The organism is Rhizobium sp. CC1099 (assembly GCF_029714385.1).
In the GTDB taxonomy this organism is placed as follows: Bacteria; Pseudomonadota; Alphaproteobacteria; order Rhizobiales; family Rhizobiaceae; genus Rhizobium.
The window spans coordinates 2,078,139-2,094,353 of the sequence record NZ_CP121641.1 but is presented as its reverse complement, the minus strand read 5'-3'; the positions used below and the strand labels follow the sequence as shown (position 1 = coordinate 2,094,353).

The 16,215-nt window shown below is 58.1% G+C and carries 22 protein-coding genes and 1 pseudogene; 20 read left to right on the top strand and 3 right to left on the bottom strand.

Annotated elements, in window-relative coordinates; translation table 11 throughout:
* Window positions 1-2 precede the first annotated feature (2 nt).
* The 7 genes from QA644_RS10760 to QA644_RS10730 all read left to right on the top strand — a co-directional run bounded on the left by QA644_RS10760 (window position 3) and on the right by QA644_RS10730 (window position 5,845).
* Window positions 3-446: a hypothetical protein gene (locus tag QA644_RS10760; protein WP_283072305.1), complete on the top strand. Its 444-nt coding sequence runs from the start codon at window positions 3-5 to the stop codon at window positions 444-446.
* A complete protein-coding gene (locus QA644_RS10755) occupies window positions 385-1,389 on the top strand; it encodes a hypothetical protein (RefSeq protein ID WP_283072304.1) in 1,005 nt (334 codons plus the stop codon). The genes QA644_RS10760 and QA644_RS10755 overlap by 62 nt, the downstream gene beginning before the upstream one ends.
* A gap of 124 nt (window positions 1,390-1,513) precedes the next feature.
* Window positions 1,514-2,026 (top strand): hypothetical protein, encoded by a 513-nt coding sequence (locus tag QA644_RS10750; RefSeq protein WP_283072303.1) that lies wholly within the window; start codon window positions 1,514-1,516, stop codon window positions 2,024-2,026.
* On the top strand, window positions 2,026-3,903 hold the full coding sequence (locus QA644_RS10745) for a phage portal protein (RefSeq protein WP_283072302.1): 1,878 nt from the start codon (window positions 2,026-2,028) through the stop codon (window positions 3,901-3,903). The genes QA644_RS10750 and QA644_RS10745 overlap by 1 nt, the downstream gene beginning before the upstream one ends.
* An 88-nt stretch (window positions 3,904-3,991) precedes the next feature.
* On the top strand, window positions 3,992-4,153 hold the full coding sequence (locus QA644_RS10740) for a hypothetical protein (protein WP_283072301.1): 162 nt from the start codon (window positions 3,992-3,994) through the stop codon (window positions 4,151-4,153).
* 3 nt (window positions 4,154-4,156) lie between these two features.
* Window positions 4,157-4,513 carry a hypothetical protein gene (locus tag QA644_RS10735; RefSeq protein ID WP_283072300.1) on the top strand — a complete coding sequence of 119 codons (357 nt, stop codon included), beginning with the start codon at window positions 4,157-4,159 and terminating at the stop codon, window positions 4,511-4,513.
* Window positions 4,514-5,068: 555 nt separating this feature from the next.
* Window positions 5,069-5,845, top strand: a complete 777-nt coding sequence (locus QA644_RS10730; protein WP_283072299.1) for a hypothetical protein — start codon at window positions 5,069-5,071, stop codon at window positions 5,843-5,845.
* A gap of 14 nt (window positions 5,846-5,859) precedes the next feature.
* Here the strand turns inward: QA644_RS10730 and QA644_RS10725 are convergent, their stop codons facing one another.
* A complete protein-coding gene (locus QA644_RS10725) occupies window positions 5,860-6,876 on the bottom strand; it encodes a hypothetical protein (protein ID WP_283072298.1) in 1,017 nt (338 codons plus the stop codon).
* Window positions 6,877-7,476: 600 nt separating this feature from the next.
* On the opposite strand from QA644_RS10725, the gene QA644_RS10720 reads away from it, so the two are divergent.
* The 7 genes and pseudogenes from QA644_RS10720 to QA644_RS10690 all read left to right on the top strand — a co-directional run bounded on the left by QA644_RS10720 (window position 7,477) and on the right by QA644_RS10690 (window position 11,904).
* A complete protein-coding gene (locus QA644_RS10720; RefSeq protein WP_283072297.1) occupies window positions 7,477-8,625 on the top strand; it encodes a DUF2213 domain-containing protein in 1,149 nt (382 codons plus the stop codon).
* On the top strand, window positions 8,625-9,575 hold the full coding sequence (locus QA644_RS10715) for a major capsid family protein (RefSeq protein ID WP_283072296.1): 951 nt from the start codon (window positions 8,625-8,627) through the stop codon (window positions 9,573-9,575). Before QA644_RS10720 ends, QA644_RS10715 begins: the two co-directional genes overlap by 1 nt.
* A gap of 12 nt (window positions 9,576-9,587) precedes the next feature.
* Window positions 9,588-9,767, top strand: a complete 180-nt coding sequence (locus tag QA644_RS10710; RefSeq protein WP_283072295.1) for a hypothetical protein — start codon at window positions 9,588-9,590, stop codon at window positions 9,765-9,767.
* Between the two features lie 51 nt (window positions 9,768-9,818).
* Window positions 9,819-10,311 (top strand): annotated as a pseudogene (locus QA644_RS10705) (DnaT-like ssDNA-binding protein).
* The gene (locus QA644_RS10700) at window positions 10,311-10,679 is read left to right on the top strand and encodes a hypothetical protein (protein ID WP_283072294.1); all 369 of its coding nucleotides are present in this window, start codon (window positions 10,311-10,313) and stop codon (window positions 10,677-10,679) included. Before QA644_RS10705 ends, QA644_RS10700 begins: the two are co-directional and overlap by 1 nt.
* Window positions 10,680-11,458: 779 nt before the next feature.
* Entirely contained in the window at window positions 11,459-11,614 is a 156-nt protein-coding gene (locus tag QA644_RS10695; RefSeq protein ID WP_283072293.1) for a hypothetical protein, read from the top strand.
* 17 nt (window positions 11,615-11,631) lie between these two features.
* The gene (locus tag QA644_RS10690) at window positions 11,632-11,904 is read left to right on the top strand and encodes a hypothetical protein (protein ID WP_283072292.1); all 273 of its coding nucleotides are present in this window, start codon (window positions 11,632-11,634) and stop codon (window positions 11,902-11,904) included.
* Window positions 11,905-11,912: 8 nt separating this feature from the next.
* On the opposite strand, the gene QA644_RS10685 is transcribed toward QA644_RS10690, so the two are convergent.
* Window positions 11,913-12,143, bottom strand: a complete 231-nt coding sequence (locus tag QA644_RS10685; RefSeq protein WP_283072291.1) for a hypothetical protein — start codon at window positions 12,141-12,143, stop codon at window positions 11,913-11,915.
* A 94-nt stretch (window positions 12,144-12,237) separates the two neighbouring features.
* Between QA644_RS10685 and QA644_RS10680 the strand changes: the two genes are divergently transcribed.
* Complete coding sequence (locus QA644_RS10680) at window positions 12,238-12,624, top strand: hypothetical protein (protein WP_283072290.1); 387 nt, start codon at window positions 12,238-12,240, stop codon at window positions 12,622-12,624.
* A 3-nt stretch (window positions 12,625-12,627) separates the two neighbouring features.
* On the opposite strand, the gene QA644_RS10675 is transcribed toward QA644_RS10680, so the two are convergent.
* Window positions 12,628-13,218 (bottom strand): class I SAM-dependent methyltransferase, encoded by a 591-nt coding sequence (locus QA644_RS10675; protein ID WP_283072289.1) that lies wholly within the window; start codon window positions 13,216-13,218, stop codon window positions 12,628-12,630.
* A 112-nt stretch (window positions 13,219-13,330) separates the two neighbouring features.
* Here QA644_RS10675 and QA644_RS10670 point away from each other — a divergent pair, with 112 nt between their 5' ends.
* The 5 genes from QA644_RS10670 (at window position 13,331) to QA644_RS10650 (ending at window position 15,278) form a co-directional block, all read left to right on the top strand.
* On the top strand, window positions 13,331-13,855 hold the full coding sequence (locus QA644_RS10670) for an N-acetylmuramoyl-L-alanine amidase (protein ID WP_283072288.1): 525 nt from the start codon (window positions 13,331-13,333) through the stop codon (window positions 13,853-13,855).
* On the top strand, window positions 13,855-14,145 hold the full coding sequence (locus QA644_RS10665; protein WP_283072287.1) for a hypothetical protein: 291 nt from the start codon (window positions 13,855-13,857) through the stop codon (window positions 14,143-14,145). Before QA644_RS10670 ends, QA644_RS10665 begins: the two co-directional genes overlap by 1 nt.
* On the top strand, window positions 14,142-14,564 hold the full coding sequence (locus QA644_RS10660) for a hypothetical protein (RefSeq protein WP_283072286.1): 423 nt from the start codon (window positions 14,142-14,144) through the stop codon (window positions 14,562-14,564). Before QA644_RS10665 ends, QA644_RS10660 begins: the two co-directional genes overlap by 4 nt.
* Entirely contained in the window at window positions 14,546-14,839 is a 294-nt protein-coding gene (locus QA644_RS10655; RefSeq protein ID WP_283072285.1) for a hypothetical protein, read from the top strand. Before QA644_RS10660 ends, QA644_RS10655 begins: the two co-directional genes overlap by 19 nt.
* Window positions 14,840-14,993: 154 nt before the next feature.
* Window positions 14,994-15,278 (top strand): hypothetical protein, encoded by a 285-nt coding sequence (locus QA644_RS10650; protein WP_283072284.1) that lies wholly within the window; start codon window positions 14,994-14,996, stop codon window positions 15,276-15,278.
* The last annotated feature ends 937 nt before the right edge of the window (window positions 15,279-16,215 follow it).

Sequence of the window (16,215 nt, the reverse complement as noted above, 5' to 3'; positions counted from 1 at the left end):
CCATGCCAGTTCTGAAAAACGCACGGCATGAGAAGTTTGCCCAGGCGCTCGCCAAAGGCAAGAGCGCGACGGACGCCTATGCCGAGGCTGGGTTCAAGCCTCACGATGGCAACGCGGCGCGATTGAGAGGAAATGAGCGGATTTCCGCCCGCGTTGATGAGATCAAGTCCAGAGTGGCCGAGAAAGCCGAATGGACGGCCGCTGACAGGCTTCTTGCCCTCAAGACGATATTCGACCGCGAAGCCGAGAAAGACGCACGTGTGGCGATCTCTGCCATCGCCGAGGCTAACAAGATGCAGGGCAGCTACGCACCTGTGAAGCGCGAAGTGACCGGCGCGAATGGTGGCCCGATCGAATACGCCAACCTGACCGAAGAGGAAATCGATGCTCGCATTGCAGCCCTCGCAGCTGGTGCTGGCGAAGATGGATCTGAGGGAGAAGCGTGAATATCTCGCACTCCTCGAAGCCAAGGCAAAGCGGAAGGCAGAGCGCGAGCAACGTGAACGAGTTGAGACTGAAGCGGGTGGTTGGCAGGCCGAAAAAGAACGCTGCGCCCGCGATATCGTTTACTGGTTCGATAAGTGGGTTTGGACATACGACCCTCGCTTGGTAGGCAAGCCAGGCGGTGCCTACGTTCAATTCAAGCTTTGGCCAAGGCAGCGCGACGTTGTCTTGTGGCTGCTCGATCGGGTGAAGGCCGCCGAGGAAGGGCTGGTCGAGAAAAGCCGTGATACCGGAGCTACCTACCTGACCTCAGGGGTGGCGCTGCACCAGTGGCTCTTCAATCCCGGCTTCAAGGCGACGTTCGGCTCCCGCAAGGTCGATTACGTCGACAAGAAGGATAACCCGGACACTATCTTCGCGAAGCTCCGGATCATGATGCGGCGGCTGCCGGCTGAGATGATGCCGGAGGGCTTCAACTGGTCGCAGCATGACAATTACATGCGGATCTCGAACCCGGAGACCGGATCGGTCATATCGGGAGAGGGTGGCGAGGACATGGGCCGGGGCGGTCGCTCCTCGATGTACGTGGTCGACGAGGCGGCATTCGTTCCGAACGCTGAGACAGTCGAGAAGGCGCTGTCCGGTAACACCGATTGCGTGATCTGGGTTTCGTCCGTCAACGGGATGGGCAACCTGTTCGCCCGTAAGCGTCACTCGATCATGAAGCCGCACCAGATCATGCGGCTGCACTGGCGCGATGATCCGCGCAAGACGGAAGAGTGGGCAGCAGCGAAGCAGGCCAGCTTCTCCGACCCGACCACATGGGCGAGTGAGTACGATATCGACTATAGCGCGTCCGTGGAAGGCATCTGCATCCCGGCGCTGTGGGTGGGAGAGCGCAAAGCGTCTTCGCGCGCTGGAGCCTCGCCTGAGGCCAAGCAATGAGATGGTGCTCGGTGGCGACGTCGGCGCCGGCAAGGCTAAGTCTGTCGTCGTTCCCCGACGTGGCCCGATTGTCGAGGCGCCGCGGAGCAGGGGGAACCCTGACACCACAGAGACAGCACATTGGATGCTGGACATCGCGCGGGAGACCGCAGCGCAGAAACTGAATTTCGATGCTCCTGGCGTTGGTGCCGGCGTCTCATCGACGCTGATGCATAACCCGCTCGCCGGAATGCAGGTGACAGCCGTCAATACAGGCGTGCCGCCATCAAGCGCGCGCTGGCCCGATGGCAGAACGTCCGATGAAATATTCGGAAACCAGAAAGCTGAGATCTGGTGGATGTGCCGCACCGCACTACAGCGGACGCACGAGCATGTCCTCATGATCGAGGGGAAGGAAGGCGGTAAGGAGCATCCGCTCACCGACCTTCTTGCCCTGCCATCCGGCGACAAAGACAGCGACCAGCTTTGCCTTGAGATGTCTCTCGTCAAGTGGGAGCGCAACGAACGTGGGAAAATCATGATTGAGAAGAAGGAAGCGTTGAAGCGCAGGGGCATCAACAGCCCTGACTATGCCGATGCGCTCATGCTGACCTTCGTTGAGCCGTCCTACCGGTACGGCATGCTGGATGTTGTCTGATGCTGCTTTTTGACCGCCTGCAGAACTTCGTCAGCGGCCTTGGCACGTCGAAGGACAAGAAGGTATCGACAGGCTACGTTTTCACGCCGATCGATCCCGCCAAGCTCGTAGCCATGCACCGGTCTGACTGGATGGCCCGCAAGGTCGTCGACATCATTCCGGACGATATGACCCGCGAGTGGCGCGAGTGGAAGGCCGACGAAGGAGTCATCGAGCTCCTGGAGGCCGTTGAGCGCGCTCCACAAATCAACGTGCAGGCCAAGGTCAACGAGGCGATGCAGCTTGCCCGCCTGCGTGGCGGTGCGCTGATGATCCTCGGCGTCGAGTCCGGCCAGATGAACGAGGAGCTTGTCCTCGATCGCGTCGGCAAGGATGCGCTGAAATACGTCCATGTGCTCGGCCGCGACCAGGTCAGCTACGAGGAGATCAACCGGGATATCACATCACCTTATTACGGCGAGCCGGTCATGTGGCGGGTGAGCAGCAAGGATGGCATCCAGGTTGATATCCATCCTTCCAGGGTAATCAAGTTCATCGGGGCGCCGATCCTCGACAAGGCGCTGGCAGAGAACGAAGTCTGGGGCGATAGCGTCCTGCAAGTCGTCTATGACGCTCTTCAGAACGCTGCGTCATCGCAGGAGCACACGGCATCTCTGATCCCTGAGGCGAAGACGGATGTCATCTACATCCCGAACCTGTCTCAGCATCTCGCCAATACGACCAGCACGCAAAAGCTGACCGAGCGCTTCACCTATGCCAACACGCTCAAGAGCATGTTCAATATGCTGCTGCTCGAGGGTAATGGCGGCACCGGGCCGAACGGGGTAGGCGAGAAGTGGGAGCAGAAGACCATCAATTTCGGGCAGTTCCCGGAGCTTCTTCGTCAATACCTTCAGGTGGCGGCCGGCGCTGCGGATATCCCGCTCGTTCGCTTCCTGCAGGATGCCCCTTCCGGCCTCGGATCGAATGGCGAGGTCACGCTGAAGAACTATTACGACCGCGTCAGTGCCGACCAGCGCAACAAGCTATCGCCCTCGCTGTGGCGTTTCGACGAGGTCTGCATTCGATCGGCGACCGGTACACGCGACAAGTCGATTTATTACGAGTGGGCACCGCTTTACAGCCAGACCGAAAAGGAACGGGCGGACGTCTTCAAGACCTATGCCGATGGTGCCCGTCAACTGGTAGGCAACGGGAGCGGCCAGGAGATCATCACTCGCGAGGCCGTGTCCAAGGCTCTCGCAAACCGCATCGTTGAGGATGGCAACCTGCCTGGATTGGCTGAGGCGATCGAGGAATACGGCCCGATCGAGGAGCAAGAACCATCCGAAGAGGAACTGGCAGCCGCAGCAACCGCACAGGCAGCGACGAGACCTCAGCAAATGGGTAACGCCCGCCAAACCGCCGACGCAGCTCCACGGTCGTTGTATGTCAGCCGTAAGGTCATCAATGCGGCAGACATCATCGCATGGGCAAAGGGACAGGGTTTCAAGACCACGCTGGCCGCCGACGATCTGCATGTGACCGTGATCTATTCCCGCACCGCAGTCGACTGGATGAAGGCTGGCCAGGATTATTGGAACGAGGATGGCACGCTCGTCATCCCGCCCGGAGGACCGCGTGTCATATCGAAGTTCGATGGCGGCGCTGTCGTGCTGGAATTCGCATCAGCCTCGCTGTCATGGCGGCACATGGAACTGAAGCGGATCGGCGCCGAGACGAGCTATCCGGATTACAGCCCGCACGTGACCATCACGTATGAGCCGCGAGAGGTCGACATCGACAAGGTCGAGCCGTACCGCGGCAAGATTGTGTTCGGTCCGGAAATCTTCGCCGAGGTTAATGACGACTGGAAAGCAGGAGTTTCGGAATCATGAGCAAAGTAGACAGCTCCTCCGACGATCGCACCGTAAACAATGCCGTGCGCCATACCTATCGCGTCCTCACGATGACGAAAAGGCTCAGATGCAGGAAGTGAAGGACATGGGCGCGGCGTTCATCGAGAAGCTGCATGAGATCGGCGGCACGGACCCGCAGGGGGATCGGTTTGCCTCGCGTGACCTGTCGCTGGCAAACACCCATGCAGAGGACGCCGTCATGCGGGCAGTCCGGCACATCACGGCCTGATAGATGCTCGTCAAGACCGTCTCGACCGTCCTCACGACGAACAGCGCGGGGCAGGTGGTCGAATCCATCCCTGTGCGCGAAGTGGAAGATGGGGAAACCGATATCATCGGCCATCCCGTCGACGTCATTGAGGTAGAGGAGAGCGATTTCGGCGTTCCGGTGCGGTTTGTCACCGAGAAGGCCGTCCAGAACAGTATTGGTGATTGGGTGGACACCATCCCAGTAAAGGGCGGCGGGGTGCCTGCTGGTTACACGATCCTTGTCGCAAGGAACGCCGCCACCGGAAACTATGAGCCGGTAAGGGCTCTTAATCCCGCCACCGGAAACTATGAAATCGTCGCCACGAGGATCGCAACATGACACTCAATCTTGAAAATGTTGTCCCGTCGCGCGGCTACCGGCTTGGCGTCATCGGCACATCCCTCATTCAACAAAATGATGTTGGCACTTCCAGCCCGAAGATTTCTCACTGGTCGCGCGGCTGGCTGTCGTGGGCTCGTTTCTATGCCAGCAGACTGTTCTGGTGCCCGATTTGGTGGGACGCCACGGTTTATGTAGGTTGGGAGCCGAGCGGCACGCCCGGCGCTACGCGGTATTTCCAAGGGCTGAATGCCGGCGTCAGCGGTCAGACGGCGCAGCAAATTCTGGATCGGGTGGATTTCCTTTGCCGCAATATCGATTGCGATATCGTGTTTATCGATCTCGGCACCAACGATATGCCATCCGAAACCAAAGAGACGATCCAGACGGTAAGGGAGGCTGCGGCAGAGATGGTCCGCTCATACAACAAGCCGGTGATTATCGCTCCCATCCTCGCTAGAGGAGTTGGTTCCTGGGCAGGCGGAAGCGCTGAGCGGGCAAAGGCCAACTGGAAAGAACTGCAATTTCTTCGACTGGAACCTCCCTTGGGTAGATATGGCGTCGACCTATGGCGAGCCGAAGAGCGGCTATTCGCCCGACGCTATCCACTTCAATCCCAAGGGTGGCGAAGCTGTCGGTTATGCCTTCGCACAATTCCTTGCCACGATCCTACCCGCCGCGCAGAACTTCAGCGCCTACCCGGATGACCTATTCGACGCGACCAACAATCCGATGGGCAATCGTCTGACGAACCCGCTTTGCCTCGGAACGGGCGGCGCCCTCGGAACAGGCGTAACGGGATCTGTTGCGACAGGGATGCGCGCAGAGCGATCTTCAGGCGCCTCCTCTGTGGTTGCTTCGAAGGAAAGCCGCGCTGACGGCCTTGGCGATTATCAGGTGTTGACGTTCACGCCGGCCGGCACAGCGGAGGATATGTTCTACTTCCGCACGACTGCGGCGAATACCTCTCTGACTGGCGCTGTTGCTGGCGACTGGTTTACCGCCCGGTGCAAGATCGAGACGAACAACTATGCTGGCTTCACCGGCGTTTCGCTACTGCTTTCCGATCAAGGCGCAGGAAGTATGGATGCCTACGCGATGGAACCGTTCAACAGCGGTTCGGCCAACGAAAAGTGGTCAGCGCTTGCTCGGGCGGGTTATCTCGAAACTCCGGCCTTCCAGATCACAGATGCAGCGTCGAACGTCCGTTGGCGTCTTGAGATCAGCTTTGACGCCAACGTGGCTGGAACGCCAATCGTCAAGGTCGGAGAGGTGGAGCTTCGCAAGGTGAGTGATCCGCGCACGCTCTTGAACTGGTCGGCACCCGCCTAACACCCACCGCCCCATCATCGACCTAGGTCTAATTCAGTGGACCACTTTTCAGGAGGGCCGGAAACGGCAAAAGTTCCCATTGGCCCTATGTTGGTGAGACTGATCAGGTAAGTGAACGTCGAGCCTTCAAGTCTCGACATGTCTATGATCTCCTGGAGTCTGAGATTCAAGCCTTGCATATTCGAGGAAATCACAACCCTGAATTTGGTATTCTCCCCGAAACATGCCGATCTTGCCTGTCCTTCTTCAAGCCATTCCATTTCCGCGGTACTGCTGACTATGAAAGCGATGGCAGGGAATATGTCGCTCCACGCTAGATCGGAGAATACTTCTAACCCTTCACCGGACTGGCTTCTGGTAGCCTCGAATGTGAACCGATACTCATCGAACGCGCTGACCTCCCGGCCGCCGATGATGGCTCGACCCAACCTCGATGGCTGAATGGTAACGGACTCCATAGCCTCGTAAAGGAGGGCGTTGTAGCGCTTACGCACCAACCTCACCGTCGCGTTTTCGCTGATTTGACCCTTTGCCTCGATCTGCTGGCAAATCGCGATAAGATCGCGAGCGCCGCCCCCATGTTTTGCGAGTTCGCGGAGGACCTTAGATGTCACGGTAGTGCAGAGGCGAACCTTTTCATCCATGTCTAACTGCTCCACATCATGCCCCAAACAGCCGGCGTAACGGCCATCAACGACGCTGATCACGTGGATATAGTCGATGTCAGTCCAATGGATGATGAATGATCGCCAATCGTTCTTGCCGCGAAGCTGCCGACCCCCGCGCCATTCATCAATACGGTCGCGCGCTTGTTTCAGGTTTGCTTCGTATAGGTCTTTTAGGTAAGCCTTGGAGTCCTTCATGTTGAAGAACAAAAGCGCTCTCCCGACGATGATCAACATATCGGCCGGCTCTTTTCCTGACGACCACTGATCGGGATGAAACGTTGATCTAGAGCTAATGGAGTGTTTCGCAAAGGTAGCCACAAGGGCTTCTTGATTTGAAATCGGTTGTCTTGGTTTGCGCGCCATGCGTCCCCCAGTGCCGCGTAGGGAAAACAAACAGGAAGTAAATCAAAAGTCGAGTCTGAATTTTGGATTTTCCCTCTATCTCGAATGTGAACGCACGCCTGCATTTTCAAAACCCGAGAGCATTTGGTCTTTTCGTCTCATTCCCCATCACCCCTCCCTCAATGGTGGGGGAGCACTGAAATGAAAAGGGCCCGCCACTAGGAGAGGCGGGCCAAGCAGTCGGGCTCTGGAGAGAGAGCCCACGCACTATCGGGAGGTAGTACGATTGCCTATGCGGAGGCATCCCCAGAAGAACATTTTTGTACTTGCTAATAAAGAGATGCATTCGCATCAGGCGAGCTATCCACTCGTATACCTCTCCATCATCTGTGGGGGGCAAGCCCTGAAATGAAAAAGGCCCGCCGGGGTGTTGGCGGGCCAAAGAGCATGACAATTGGAGATCGAGGCGGGAACGCCTCGCCTTCATTAAGCATATTTTAGTGACGACTACATTACGTTGAACGACGTACCCGTACCCTAGCTTTAAATGGTGGGTATCCTGACCATCTGAAATCGAAACGCCTAACCAACCGGCCCTGACCAAGGGCAGGGAGATAACCCATGCAATTCGAAGACAAGCTGACGCTCGACGGCGCGATCCGTCGGACGGCCGATGGCTACGGCGTTGTTTCCGCCAAGGTGGCCCGTGGCGGCAATGTGCAGCTTTACCTCGGATCTGAGGTAGGCATGGCGGACAAAGCAGCGGTACGCGTCTACCGGCCCGAGAACGAGGTGTTCAAGAAGGACGCCATCGCGAGTTATGCCGGCGTCCCGGTTACTGTCGGGCATCCGAAGAACGGCGTGTCTGCAGAGACATGGAAAGACCTGGCCGTTGGCGAGGTCGGAGACGACGTGCTCCGCGATGGCGAGTTCGTCCGCGTGCCGATGATGCTTCGCGATGCCAAGGCCATCAAGACGGTCGAGGACGGCACGCGCGAGCTTTCCATGGGCTACAGCGCGGAAGTGACGTTTGCCGACGGTGTGACGCCTTCTGGCGAGGCCTTCGACGCCATCATGTCCGATTTCAAAATGAACCACGTCGCGATCGTCGGTAAGGCGCGCGGCAGGGAAGAGCTTCGCATCGGCGACGGTGCGGAAAAGTGGGGCGCCGCCCCGATTATCACCACTGACAAGGAGACAGTCGACATGACTGAAGCACTTCGGACTGTGGTCGTGGACGGACTGTCGGTTCAGACGACCGACCAGGGCGCCCAGGCCATCGCCAAGCTGCAGAAGGATCTGGAATCCTCCGCAGCCAAGATCACGGCGAACGATGCGGCTCACAACGCTGCAATCGCTGCCAAGGACGAGGAAATCGGCACTCTCAAGGCCGATCTCAAGAAGGCCCAGGACGCCGCTCCGAAGCCGGAAGACCTCGACAAGCTCGTTGCCGATCGCGCCGCACTGGTCACGACCATCAAGGCGATCGACAGCAAGATCGAAGTCAGCGGCAAGTCCGACGCTGATCTCCGCCGCGCCGCCGTCAAGGCCAAGCTCGGCGACGAGATGGTCAAGGATGCCTCCGATGCGGAGATTTCCGGCATGTTCAAGGCAATTGCCAAGGACGTGAAGGCCGCAGACCCCTTCGCCACCGTCGTCAAGGATGGCCTCAAGCCCGTTGACGGCTCCACCGTAACCGCAGCCCACAAGGAAATGACCGATCATCTGACGTCGGCATGGATGGGCAATCAGTCGAAGGGAGCAGCCTAATGCCTGCAATCCAGACCACTTACGCAGCCCAGCACGCCCGCTGGGTCGAGGGCATGGTCCTCAACATGGAGCCGTCCGTCGTCGTCACCCGCCTTGCGGAAGACGTCGAAGGCATCGGCTTCGGCAAGGTTTGCGTCCAGGGTACGGCCGATAACCAGGTCGTCGACTCCGAAGCAACCGTCAAGTTCTGCGGCATTGCCGTGCTCGATACGACCCGGCCCACCGGCAAGTACGAGCAGTATGACAATGTCGCCGTCGTGAAGAAGGGCGTCATCGTCGTTACGGCTTCCGAGGCCGTCGCGGTTGGCGATCCCGTCTACTACACCCCGGCGACCGGCGTCCTTTCCAAGACGTCGACCTCCAACACCCTCATCGCGAACGCTCAGTGGGATACCAGCACTTCCGGTGCCGTCGGCAAGGGCTATACCGGCCTTGTCAATTCTTCGACGCCGACGGCAACGACGGCGCCGGCAGATGGTACCGGCTCCGCCACGACCTTCGCCAGCAAGACGCCGGATCAGGTTCTTCGCGATATCAACGGTCAGCTCACCGGCATCTTCACCGGCACGCTGGGCGCCGAGATCGCGGATACCATCCTGCTGCCGTATGCGGTTCTGCTCGACCTCTCGACGCGCCGTATCGATGCTGTCAACCAGACGACCATTCTCGAATGGATCGAACGGAACAACATCTATACCCGCACGACTGGGCAGGCGCTGACGATCCGCGGCGTCTTCGGATATCTCGACACGGCCGGCGCATCCAGCACCAAGCGTATGGTGGCATATCGCCGCTCGCCGGAAGTGTTGAAGATGCACATCCCCATGCCGTTCCGGTTCCTGCCGGCATGGCAGACCGGGCCGATCAAGTTCGATGTCCCGGGGATCTTCCGCGTCGGTGGTGTCGATATCCGCCGTCCGAAGGCTGTCCGTTACCTCGACGGCATCTGAGGAGAACCGACCATGAAGGTAACGAACGTCTCCAAAGGCCCGCGCGGCATCAACGCCAAGGAAGGTCCGGTTCTGATCGAGCCGGGCCAGACCGTCGACGTCGAAGTCTCCGAAGCAGAACTGAAGGTATCGAAAGAAACCGGCTGGTTCGAGTTCGGCGCCAAGACTGCCGCGGCCGAAGACAAGAAGTGACAATCCACCCGGCGGGCAACTGCCAGGTTCAACTTCCTCCCGGAGAATGACATGGCTGGCTACGGAAACAATGCTGATTTCACGGCATATGCGGAAGCCGCCGGCTATGTCTTTCCGGCTGGAACGACCGATGCCCAGAAAACCGCAGCACGCCAGCGCGGCTCTCTGGTGATCGATCGGTACGAGCCGCGGTTCAGCGGCAAGGACGGGCGGCTATGCGCAAGAACGGGCTTGGCCGCGCACCGGGGCAACCACCTATTACGGCGAGGCGATCCCAGACAGCGAAATCCCGGTCGCCATCATCAACGCGAGCTATGAGGCCGCGTTTCTCGAGCTGGCCAATCCTGGCAGCCTTTCACCCGTGATAACCGGCTCTGCCACGGTGAAGCGTGAGAAGGTCGGACAGTTGGAAGTTGAGTATTCCGTTTCGACGTCGACGGACATCGCTGATCTTGTGGCGCTCGCAACACCGGTCGTGACGATCATCGAAGGACTGCTCTGGCCGTTCCTCGTGCCTCTGCTGCCGGGGATATTGGTAGTCTGATGGCCAACGCCCTCTATACGCGCCTGCAGGCCACTGCGAACCGCATGCTGACGTCATATGGGCAAATCGGCAACGTGAAGCGCCTGACGCCTCCCGACCCTGTCACGGGCGGCGATCCGGTCGAAACCTCGTACACGGCCAAGCTCGTGCCGATGGGATACACGGCGCGAGAGATCGACGGGACGGTCATTCAGGCAGGGGATGTGCAGATTTACATCTCGTCCGTTGGCCTCGCGATCGAGCCGACCGTCGGCGACATCGTGGTCACCGCCAACGGCAAACAGTATCGCGTCCTCAACGGCGATCCGAATAACTACGACGGCGTGACGAATGTCGTCTTCATCGTACAGGGAAGGACTGCGCCTTAGTCGTCGTCTGGCGCCGCCCATTGGGCTTTGAACTGAAGGGTATCATCCAGTGATGGAAACCGACAGATAGCGTCAACCGCTGGCGTTCCCCGTCCTCCGCTAGTGGTCTGTCAAACTGGGTCACTGCCGCGGTATCCGCGTCAACGCTGACTATTGCGAAACTGGCTCTGCCTATCAGGCTGCGACCCCTGCAAAATGCAGACGGACTCGACCTGCACTGGTGCGGTCTCGATCGTCTCTGGCAAGTGGTTCTCGAACGTTCGCGTGGATACAGGTTCAGACGTACCGATCTATAGTTTCGATGCATATCCTGCACTTGGTCGTATGATCGAATATGATGGCTTGGAAAGTGGCGCAAAGAACGGCCTTACGACAAGGCAGGGGAACTTTGAAAACAATGTTGTTACTCAGTTCGGATCGCCGGCGGCGAACGGCGAGATGCGCGATGCTTATAAGAGCTCGTCCGGAATTGACGAATATTTCCGGCGCCGTCGACGCGCCACAGGCAAGGGCGAGATCAGCTTTGACGGCTCTTCTTGGTATTCCTACGAGGAAGGGACTTGGACGCCGGGGATTGCCGGCAAGACCACGGCCGGAACATATGGCCTCACGTCTGCCGGTAGTTGGACAAGGAAGGGTAGGGAGGTCACATATAAAGGCTGTCGGCAATTACGCTCGCCGGCACCGGACAGATGGTCATTACTGGCCTTCAGCATACTTCCCGGAACAATTCGGCGGCCGTGGCGGCGGCTAGTTTCGCAAATCTCGCGTCCCTGGCCTTGACAGCCGGAAAAGTGCTCGCTGGCTATGTGGCGCCGAATACCAATGTCATCGAACTCTCAATGCGCGACAATGCTTCCGATGCAAACCTTGCATCCGCGAACCTCACCGCGACATCGCGCATCTACTTTGAAATTACCTACGAAATCGCTTGATCCAAAAGGATGGTTCAATGAGTGAGTTTAAAACCGGCGACAGAGTCCGCTTCACGAGGCCTGCGAGGAACGTGCATGGCGACGTCTCGAAAGATTTCACCGAATGGCATCTTGCGCAGGAGTTCACGCTTGGCCAGGAGACAACAGCCAGCCTCCCCGGCGTTCCCAATGGTGTCCGGGTCTTCGAGGTCGAGAACAACAATATCGGAGGAGAGATGACTGACGAGGGCCTGATTGGCGGCAAGTCCTGGGGATGGGTCCGTTCCGACGACGTGGAGCGTTTGAAATAGATTAACGACTAATCTTCGTCATCTAAATTTATGACTTGGCCACCCTCTTCGCCATCCCATGCCGGATGGTGGTAACGGTCAATCAGTCTGTCGGCGTTAATCTCCTCTATCATATCGAAGAGCTTTAAGACCGCGTTTTTTAGCTCTTCAACAGACGTCGCCTGCGCAGCGACATCGCGTAGCGCGCAGAACCTTTCACCTAATTCTCTGTAAGCGCTTCCCGGTTCTAAGAATGACACGCCGTTACCCCTCTGTGAAAGTGATTGAAAATCTTGCCATCCTTAGCGCATATGCGCGTGACGGTACAATCGTTCGTGCAGCGAAAGTGATTAGATGGCTGAGTACAAAGAAATTCCAGGTCCTACCCCTTTCCGTGCAATTGAAGCAGAAGTCTCGGCACTCAAATGGAAGCCCAAGACGCTGCACATCGACTTAGCAAGGAAAGAAGGCGATGGGAAAGTAAGGATCATTTTTCGTGAGGTGATAATCTGGCGAGTGCTTGACGGACTGGCGGTCGATAGTGAGGACGGTCATGTCAATCGTGGCATGTCTTCCACTGGGTTGGCCTATACAGTTGAAGGTGCTCACTTTTGGGAAATGCACGCTGCTATGCTTAAGCAATTCCCGAAGGCTAAACACTTCCGCATCGTCACGCTTGATATCGTCATCGATGCGATAGCATCTGGGCCACCTACAATTTTGAGCGTTTCACCGGTGTGAAGCTTATTTCACAGGCTTCTGCCCAACATAGTTGACCCGAACATTTTCGCGCCAACCACCAAGCTCGTCGACTGGTTCCACCGATGTTTCCTTTCGGTTGTCTCGTCGACGCTCGGTATAGTCCCACCCCTTTTCGAGTGTTTCCATTCCCTCGAAGAGGAATTCGAGCGCATCTGGGCTGTAGCGATAATAGTCAATCGGAGATGGGTGGTAGCGCCAGGAGAAGATGGTCGTCACGAACACAATGCCGCCAGGCTTCAGCAACCGCTTAATCTCCTCAGCTGCTTTCCATGGGCGGTTCAGGTGTTCGAATACGTCTAGGCTTACGATGAGGTCGAAAGACTCGCTCTCGACCTCCGGACAGTTCGTTATGTCGCCAACGATGACGTTGTCCGCAGTCTTTCGGATATCCATGCTCCAATAGTCGAACGTCGGGAAGTACTTGCCGATCGGCTGATGCTGCGCCCCGATTTCTAGGAGTTTTCCGCCATCGATCCTCGGGCGAACATGCTTCCACGCAAGCTTTACCGCCCGTTTGAAACGGCTCGGATGCTGCTTATGGCGTGTGTTGATATCGTCGAAATCGATTTCCATGCAAACAGTCCCAGCCCCTAAATCTCAAATTGCATCTGGGTAGCGCAGCCGCCAACGGCACACAAGCGCATCGCGACTTTTTCTTTTCCGCCTAACCTCAAGGAACATCGCCATGACATACCGACTTCCGCTGGATTGGCTCCAGCCGGTGAAGATGAGCCGTGTCATTCTGCATTGGTCTGCCGGCGCGCATAAATGCTCTGAGCTCGACAAGGAGCATTATCACATCATCGTCGAAGGCGACGGGAACGTGGTCCGCGGGGATCATACGATCTCGGACAACGTGACGAGCGCCGACGGCGATTACGCAGCTCACACCCGAAACTGCAACACCGGATCGATCGGCGTTTCCATGGCCTGCATGGCGGGTGCGATCGAGAGCCCGTTCAATCCCGGCAAGTTCCCGATGACGGAAACGCAGTGGAACAGGGCGATTGAAGTCATCGCGCACCTCGCGGCCTTCTATCACATCCCGGTCACCGACAAGACCATCCTGTCCCACGCCGAGGTGCAGAGAAACCTTGGCATCCAGCAAAACGGGAAATGGGACGTGGCTCGCCTGCCGTTCGATCCGAAGACCGTCGGCGCCAAGGATTGCGGCGACAAGTTGCGCGCCAAGGTTCTGGAACTGCTTTGATGAAGTTCTTCATGGACCACAAGGCCTCGCCTGATTGGGCGGTGCGGCGGAGGATCATCATCCTGTCGCTGATCTGGGAAGCGGTGCTGATAACCTTCCTTGTCGTCTTCCCGCGGCCGAATGCTATTGGCGAGATTGCCATGATCAACCTCGCTTCACTCTTCGGCGGCACGGTTGGCAGCTATATCTTTGGAGCTGTCTGGGATCGCAAGAACGAATTGAAAGCCGACGTTGCGCAGCAGGCAGTCAGCCAAGGCGACACGGATACCACCGTCGAGGTGAAGCAATGACGATCCTGCTCGCTATTGTTCGCTATCTCGGTGTCGCCGGCTGCGCTGTCGTCGCACTGCTCGTCTACTACGAGGGCGTGCCGGTCGTATCGAAGATCCCGTACATCAACGTCATTCCGCTTATTGGTAATCTCGCGGTCGGGGAGAAGCAGCGCTACGCCGCCGAACAGGTACGCCTCGCAACCTCGCAGATGGTGACGAAGTTCGAGCGTGACGCCATTGCCGCGCAATTGGCCGAGGAACGCCGGAGACGCCTTATCGCGGATCAACTGACCACGGAAGCGTCGAAACGAGCAGAAGCGGCTCTGCGGGCGAAGTCAGAGGCAGAGGCAGGACTTGAGGCGAGGATTGCCGCAGACACCAGTCCTGACGGCGGCCGATGGAGCGAGGAGGACCAGCAATGGGACGGAAGGCGCTGATCTTCATCATCCTCATGGGCCTGGCCGGATGCCAGACGGTCGAGAAGCGGGCCACAAGGGCCGCACAGGCCAAGGGACAAACAGCCGCCTCGGTAGACTTCCCTCCGCTTCCTGAAGCCTGCACCGCCCATGTCGAGCGCGTGAAGGCGAAGGTGGGCGAGAAATTCCGCTGGATTAACCAGCGGTGGGAAATCACTGCCGATAACCGGGACCGCCAGGCTGACGATTGCAGGGCTTGGGGCCGCGACATGCAGACGCGCTACGGCGCACGCTGAACCAAAGCGGCCGGGCGCCCTGCTCGCAACAGGACGCCACGGCCTTACCGAACGCGAAACGGGCGATCGCGAACGGCTGGCACACGCTACCAGCCGAGTGATTTCCCGTTCGTTAAGAAGAAACTCAGCAGACAGGGCAGGGGCAGGCGCAGGGATGGCAGAGGCTACCGATATGACCACGAACGGCAACTCATTCGATCCTATGGCCTCCTGGGCACGGCTCAGCGAGCGCGTCGAGAACCAGGACAAGGACATTATCGACCTTCGCTCGAACATGAATAGCGGGTTCCAAGGGGTCAATACCAATATTGCATCTCTCTCGAACGAGCTTCGGAGCAGCAGCAAGACGCAGTGGCCTGTTATCTGGGCTGCAGCCGGCGTGTGCTTCACCGTTCTCGTTACCATCGGGACGTTCTTCTATGGCACTCTCAGCAAGTAGCCACGCGACCCGCGCTCTTAACATTCCAGACAGTCAAATGTTCCTGGCTTAACGCACTGTCGCCGGCATCGCTCCTCGTCGACGGCTTGTTGGCGACGGAACTCGATCGGATCCGCGAAGAGATTCGCATTCAGCGGGAACTCGCGCGGCGTTCTTGAAAGACAATTTCCAAAAAAAGCCCCGCGTCCGATCGGCGGGGCGAAAGGGAAATGAAGAATACCGCTCAAACTGGCGGCTCCTATAAGATGGGTGAGACGATCTGCCGGTAAACTGGCCCAAAGGTATTAGTACGATTCCGGACAAAAGGAGGCTCCCTGTGGACGGGGTTTCAGCAGGGCCAGGTCGCCAGCATGACTGGCTGGACGCGCAGCGTCTGGAGCGGCCGTTAGCTACAGCCGGGATGATGACATACCACGCAATCCACTGCGTTAACGAGCGAAACAGTAACAGCGTTCCTGTCCGGTAGCGTACGGTCACACGACGCTGAAGAATCCACCGGCAATCTGATGCGCGGACGAGGCTAGCCCAAAAAGCCCAAGACCAACGCACTAAGAAGCGCTAATGCCACTGCCATCCCTATCAGTATCCACACGCCGCAGCCCCGTTTCGGGGGCTTTCCGGAATATCGATCGGGATCACCCATTATGCGTCCCTCCCAAAATCTTCGCTGGATATGACAGCCGCCGCAGAGTGGGACCCGTCATATGAGGGCGGCCTATTCGCCGATCAAGGATCGCTCACCGTCATGCGGTGGCAATTCACGATAATTCAACGGCTGATGTTTGCCGCAAATACCAGAGCGTGATCGACTTGCTCTCCTCGAAGCTGTAACTGCCCCATTCCGTGCAGCGGATGCCAGCTGCAACTTCATTTTGTCCATCAACGACGTTCCGCAGATCCGCGATGTGTTCAGCGGTCACTTTCGCAGCAGCGGAAT

Coding starts and splice junctions, on each gene's coding strand:
- QA644_RS10760 (WP_283072305.1), top strand. CDS start 3: ATGCCAGTTCTGAAAAACGCACGGCATGAGAAGTTTGCCCAGGCGCTC.
- QA644_RS10755 (WP_283072304.1), top strand. CDS start 385: ATGCTCGCATTGCAGCCCTCGCAGCTGGTGCTGGCGAAGATGGATCTG.
- QA644_RS10750 (WP_283072303.1), top strand. CDS start 1,514: ATGCTGGACATCGCGCGGGAGACCGCAGCGCAGAAACTGAATTTCGAT.
- QA644_RS10745 (WP_283072302.1), top strand. CDS start 2,026: ATGCTGCTTTTTGACCGCCTGCAGAACTTCGTCAGCGGCCTTGGCACG.
- QA644_RS10740 (WP_283072301.1), top strand. CDS start 3,992: ATGCAGGAAGTGAAGGACATGGGCGCGGCGTTCATCGAGAAGCTGCAT.
- QA644_RS10735 (WP_283072300.1), top strand. CDS start 4,157: ATGCTCGTCAAGACCGTCTCGACCGTCCTCACGACGAACAGCGCGGGG.
- QA644_RS10730 (WP_283072299.1), top strand. CDS start 5,069: ATGGCGTCGACCTATGGCGAGCCGAAGAGCGGCTATTCGCCCGACGCT.
- QA644_RS10725 (WP_283072298.1), bottom strand. CDS start 6,876: ATGGCGCGCAAACCAAGACAACCGATTTCAAATCAAGAAGCCCTTGTG.
- QA644_RS10720 (WP_283072297.1), top strand. CDS start 7,477: ATGCAATTCGAAGACAAGCTGACGCTCGACGGCGCGATCCGTCGGACG.
- QA644_RS10715 (WP_283072296.1), top strand. CDS start 8,625: ATGCCTGCAATCCAGACCACTTACGCAGCCCAGCACGCCCGCTGGGTC.
- QA644_RS10710 (WP_283072295.1), top strand. CDS start 9,588: ATGAAGGTAACGAACGTCTCCAAAGGCCCGCGCGGCATCAACGCCAAG.
- QA644_RS10700 (WP_283072294.1), top strand. CDS start 10,311: ATGGCCAACGCCCTCTATACGCGCCTGCAGGCCACTGCGAACCGCATG.
- QA644_RS10690 (WP_283072292.1), top strand. CDS start 11,632: ATGAGTGAGTTTAAAACCGGCGACAGAGTCCGCTTCACGAGGCCTGCG.
- QA644_RS10680 (WP_283072290.1), top strand. CDS start 12,238: ATGGCTGAGTACAAAGAAATTCCAGGTCCTACCCCTTTCCGTGCAATT.
- QA644_RS10675 (WP_283072289.1), bottom strand. CDS start 13,218: ATGGAAATCGATTTCGACGATATCAACACACGCCATAAGCAGCATCCG.
- QA644_RS10670 (WP_283072288.1), top strand. CDS start 13,331: ATGACATACCGACTTCCGCTGGATTGGCTCCAGCCGGTGAAGATGAGC.
- QA644_RS10665 (WP_283072287.1), top strand. CDS start 13,855: ATGAAGTTCTTCATGGACCACAAGGCCTCGCCTGATTGGGCGGTGCGG.
- QA644_RS10660 (WP_283072286.1), top strand. CDS start 14,142: ATGACGATCCTGCTCGCTATTGTTCGCTATCTCGGTGTCGCCGGCTGC.
- QA644_RS10655 (WP_283072285.1), top strand. CDS start 14,546: ATGGGACGGAAGGCGCTGATCTTCATCATCCTCATGGGCCTGGCCGGA.
- QA644_RS10650 (WP_283072284.1), top strand. CDS start 14,994: ATGGCAGAGGCTACCGATATGACCACGAACGGCAACTCATTCGATCCT.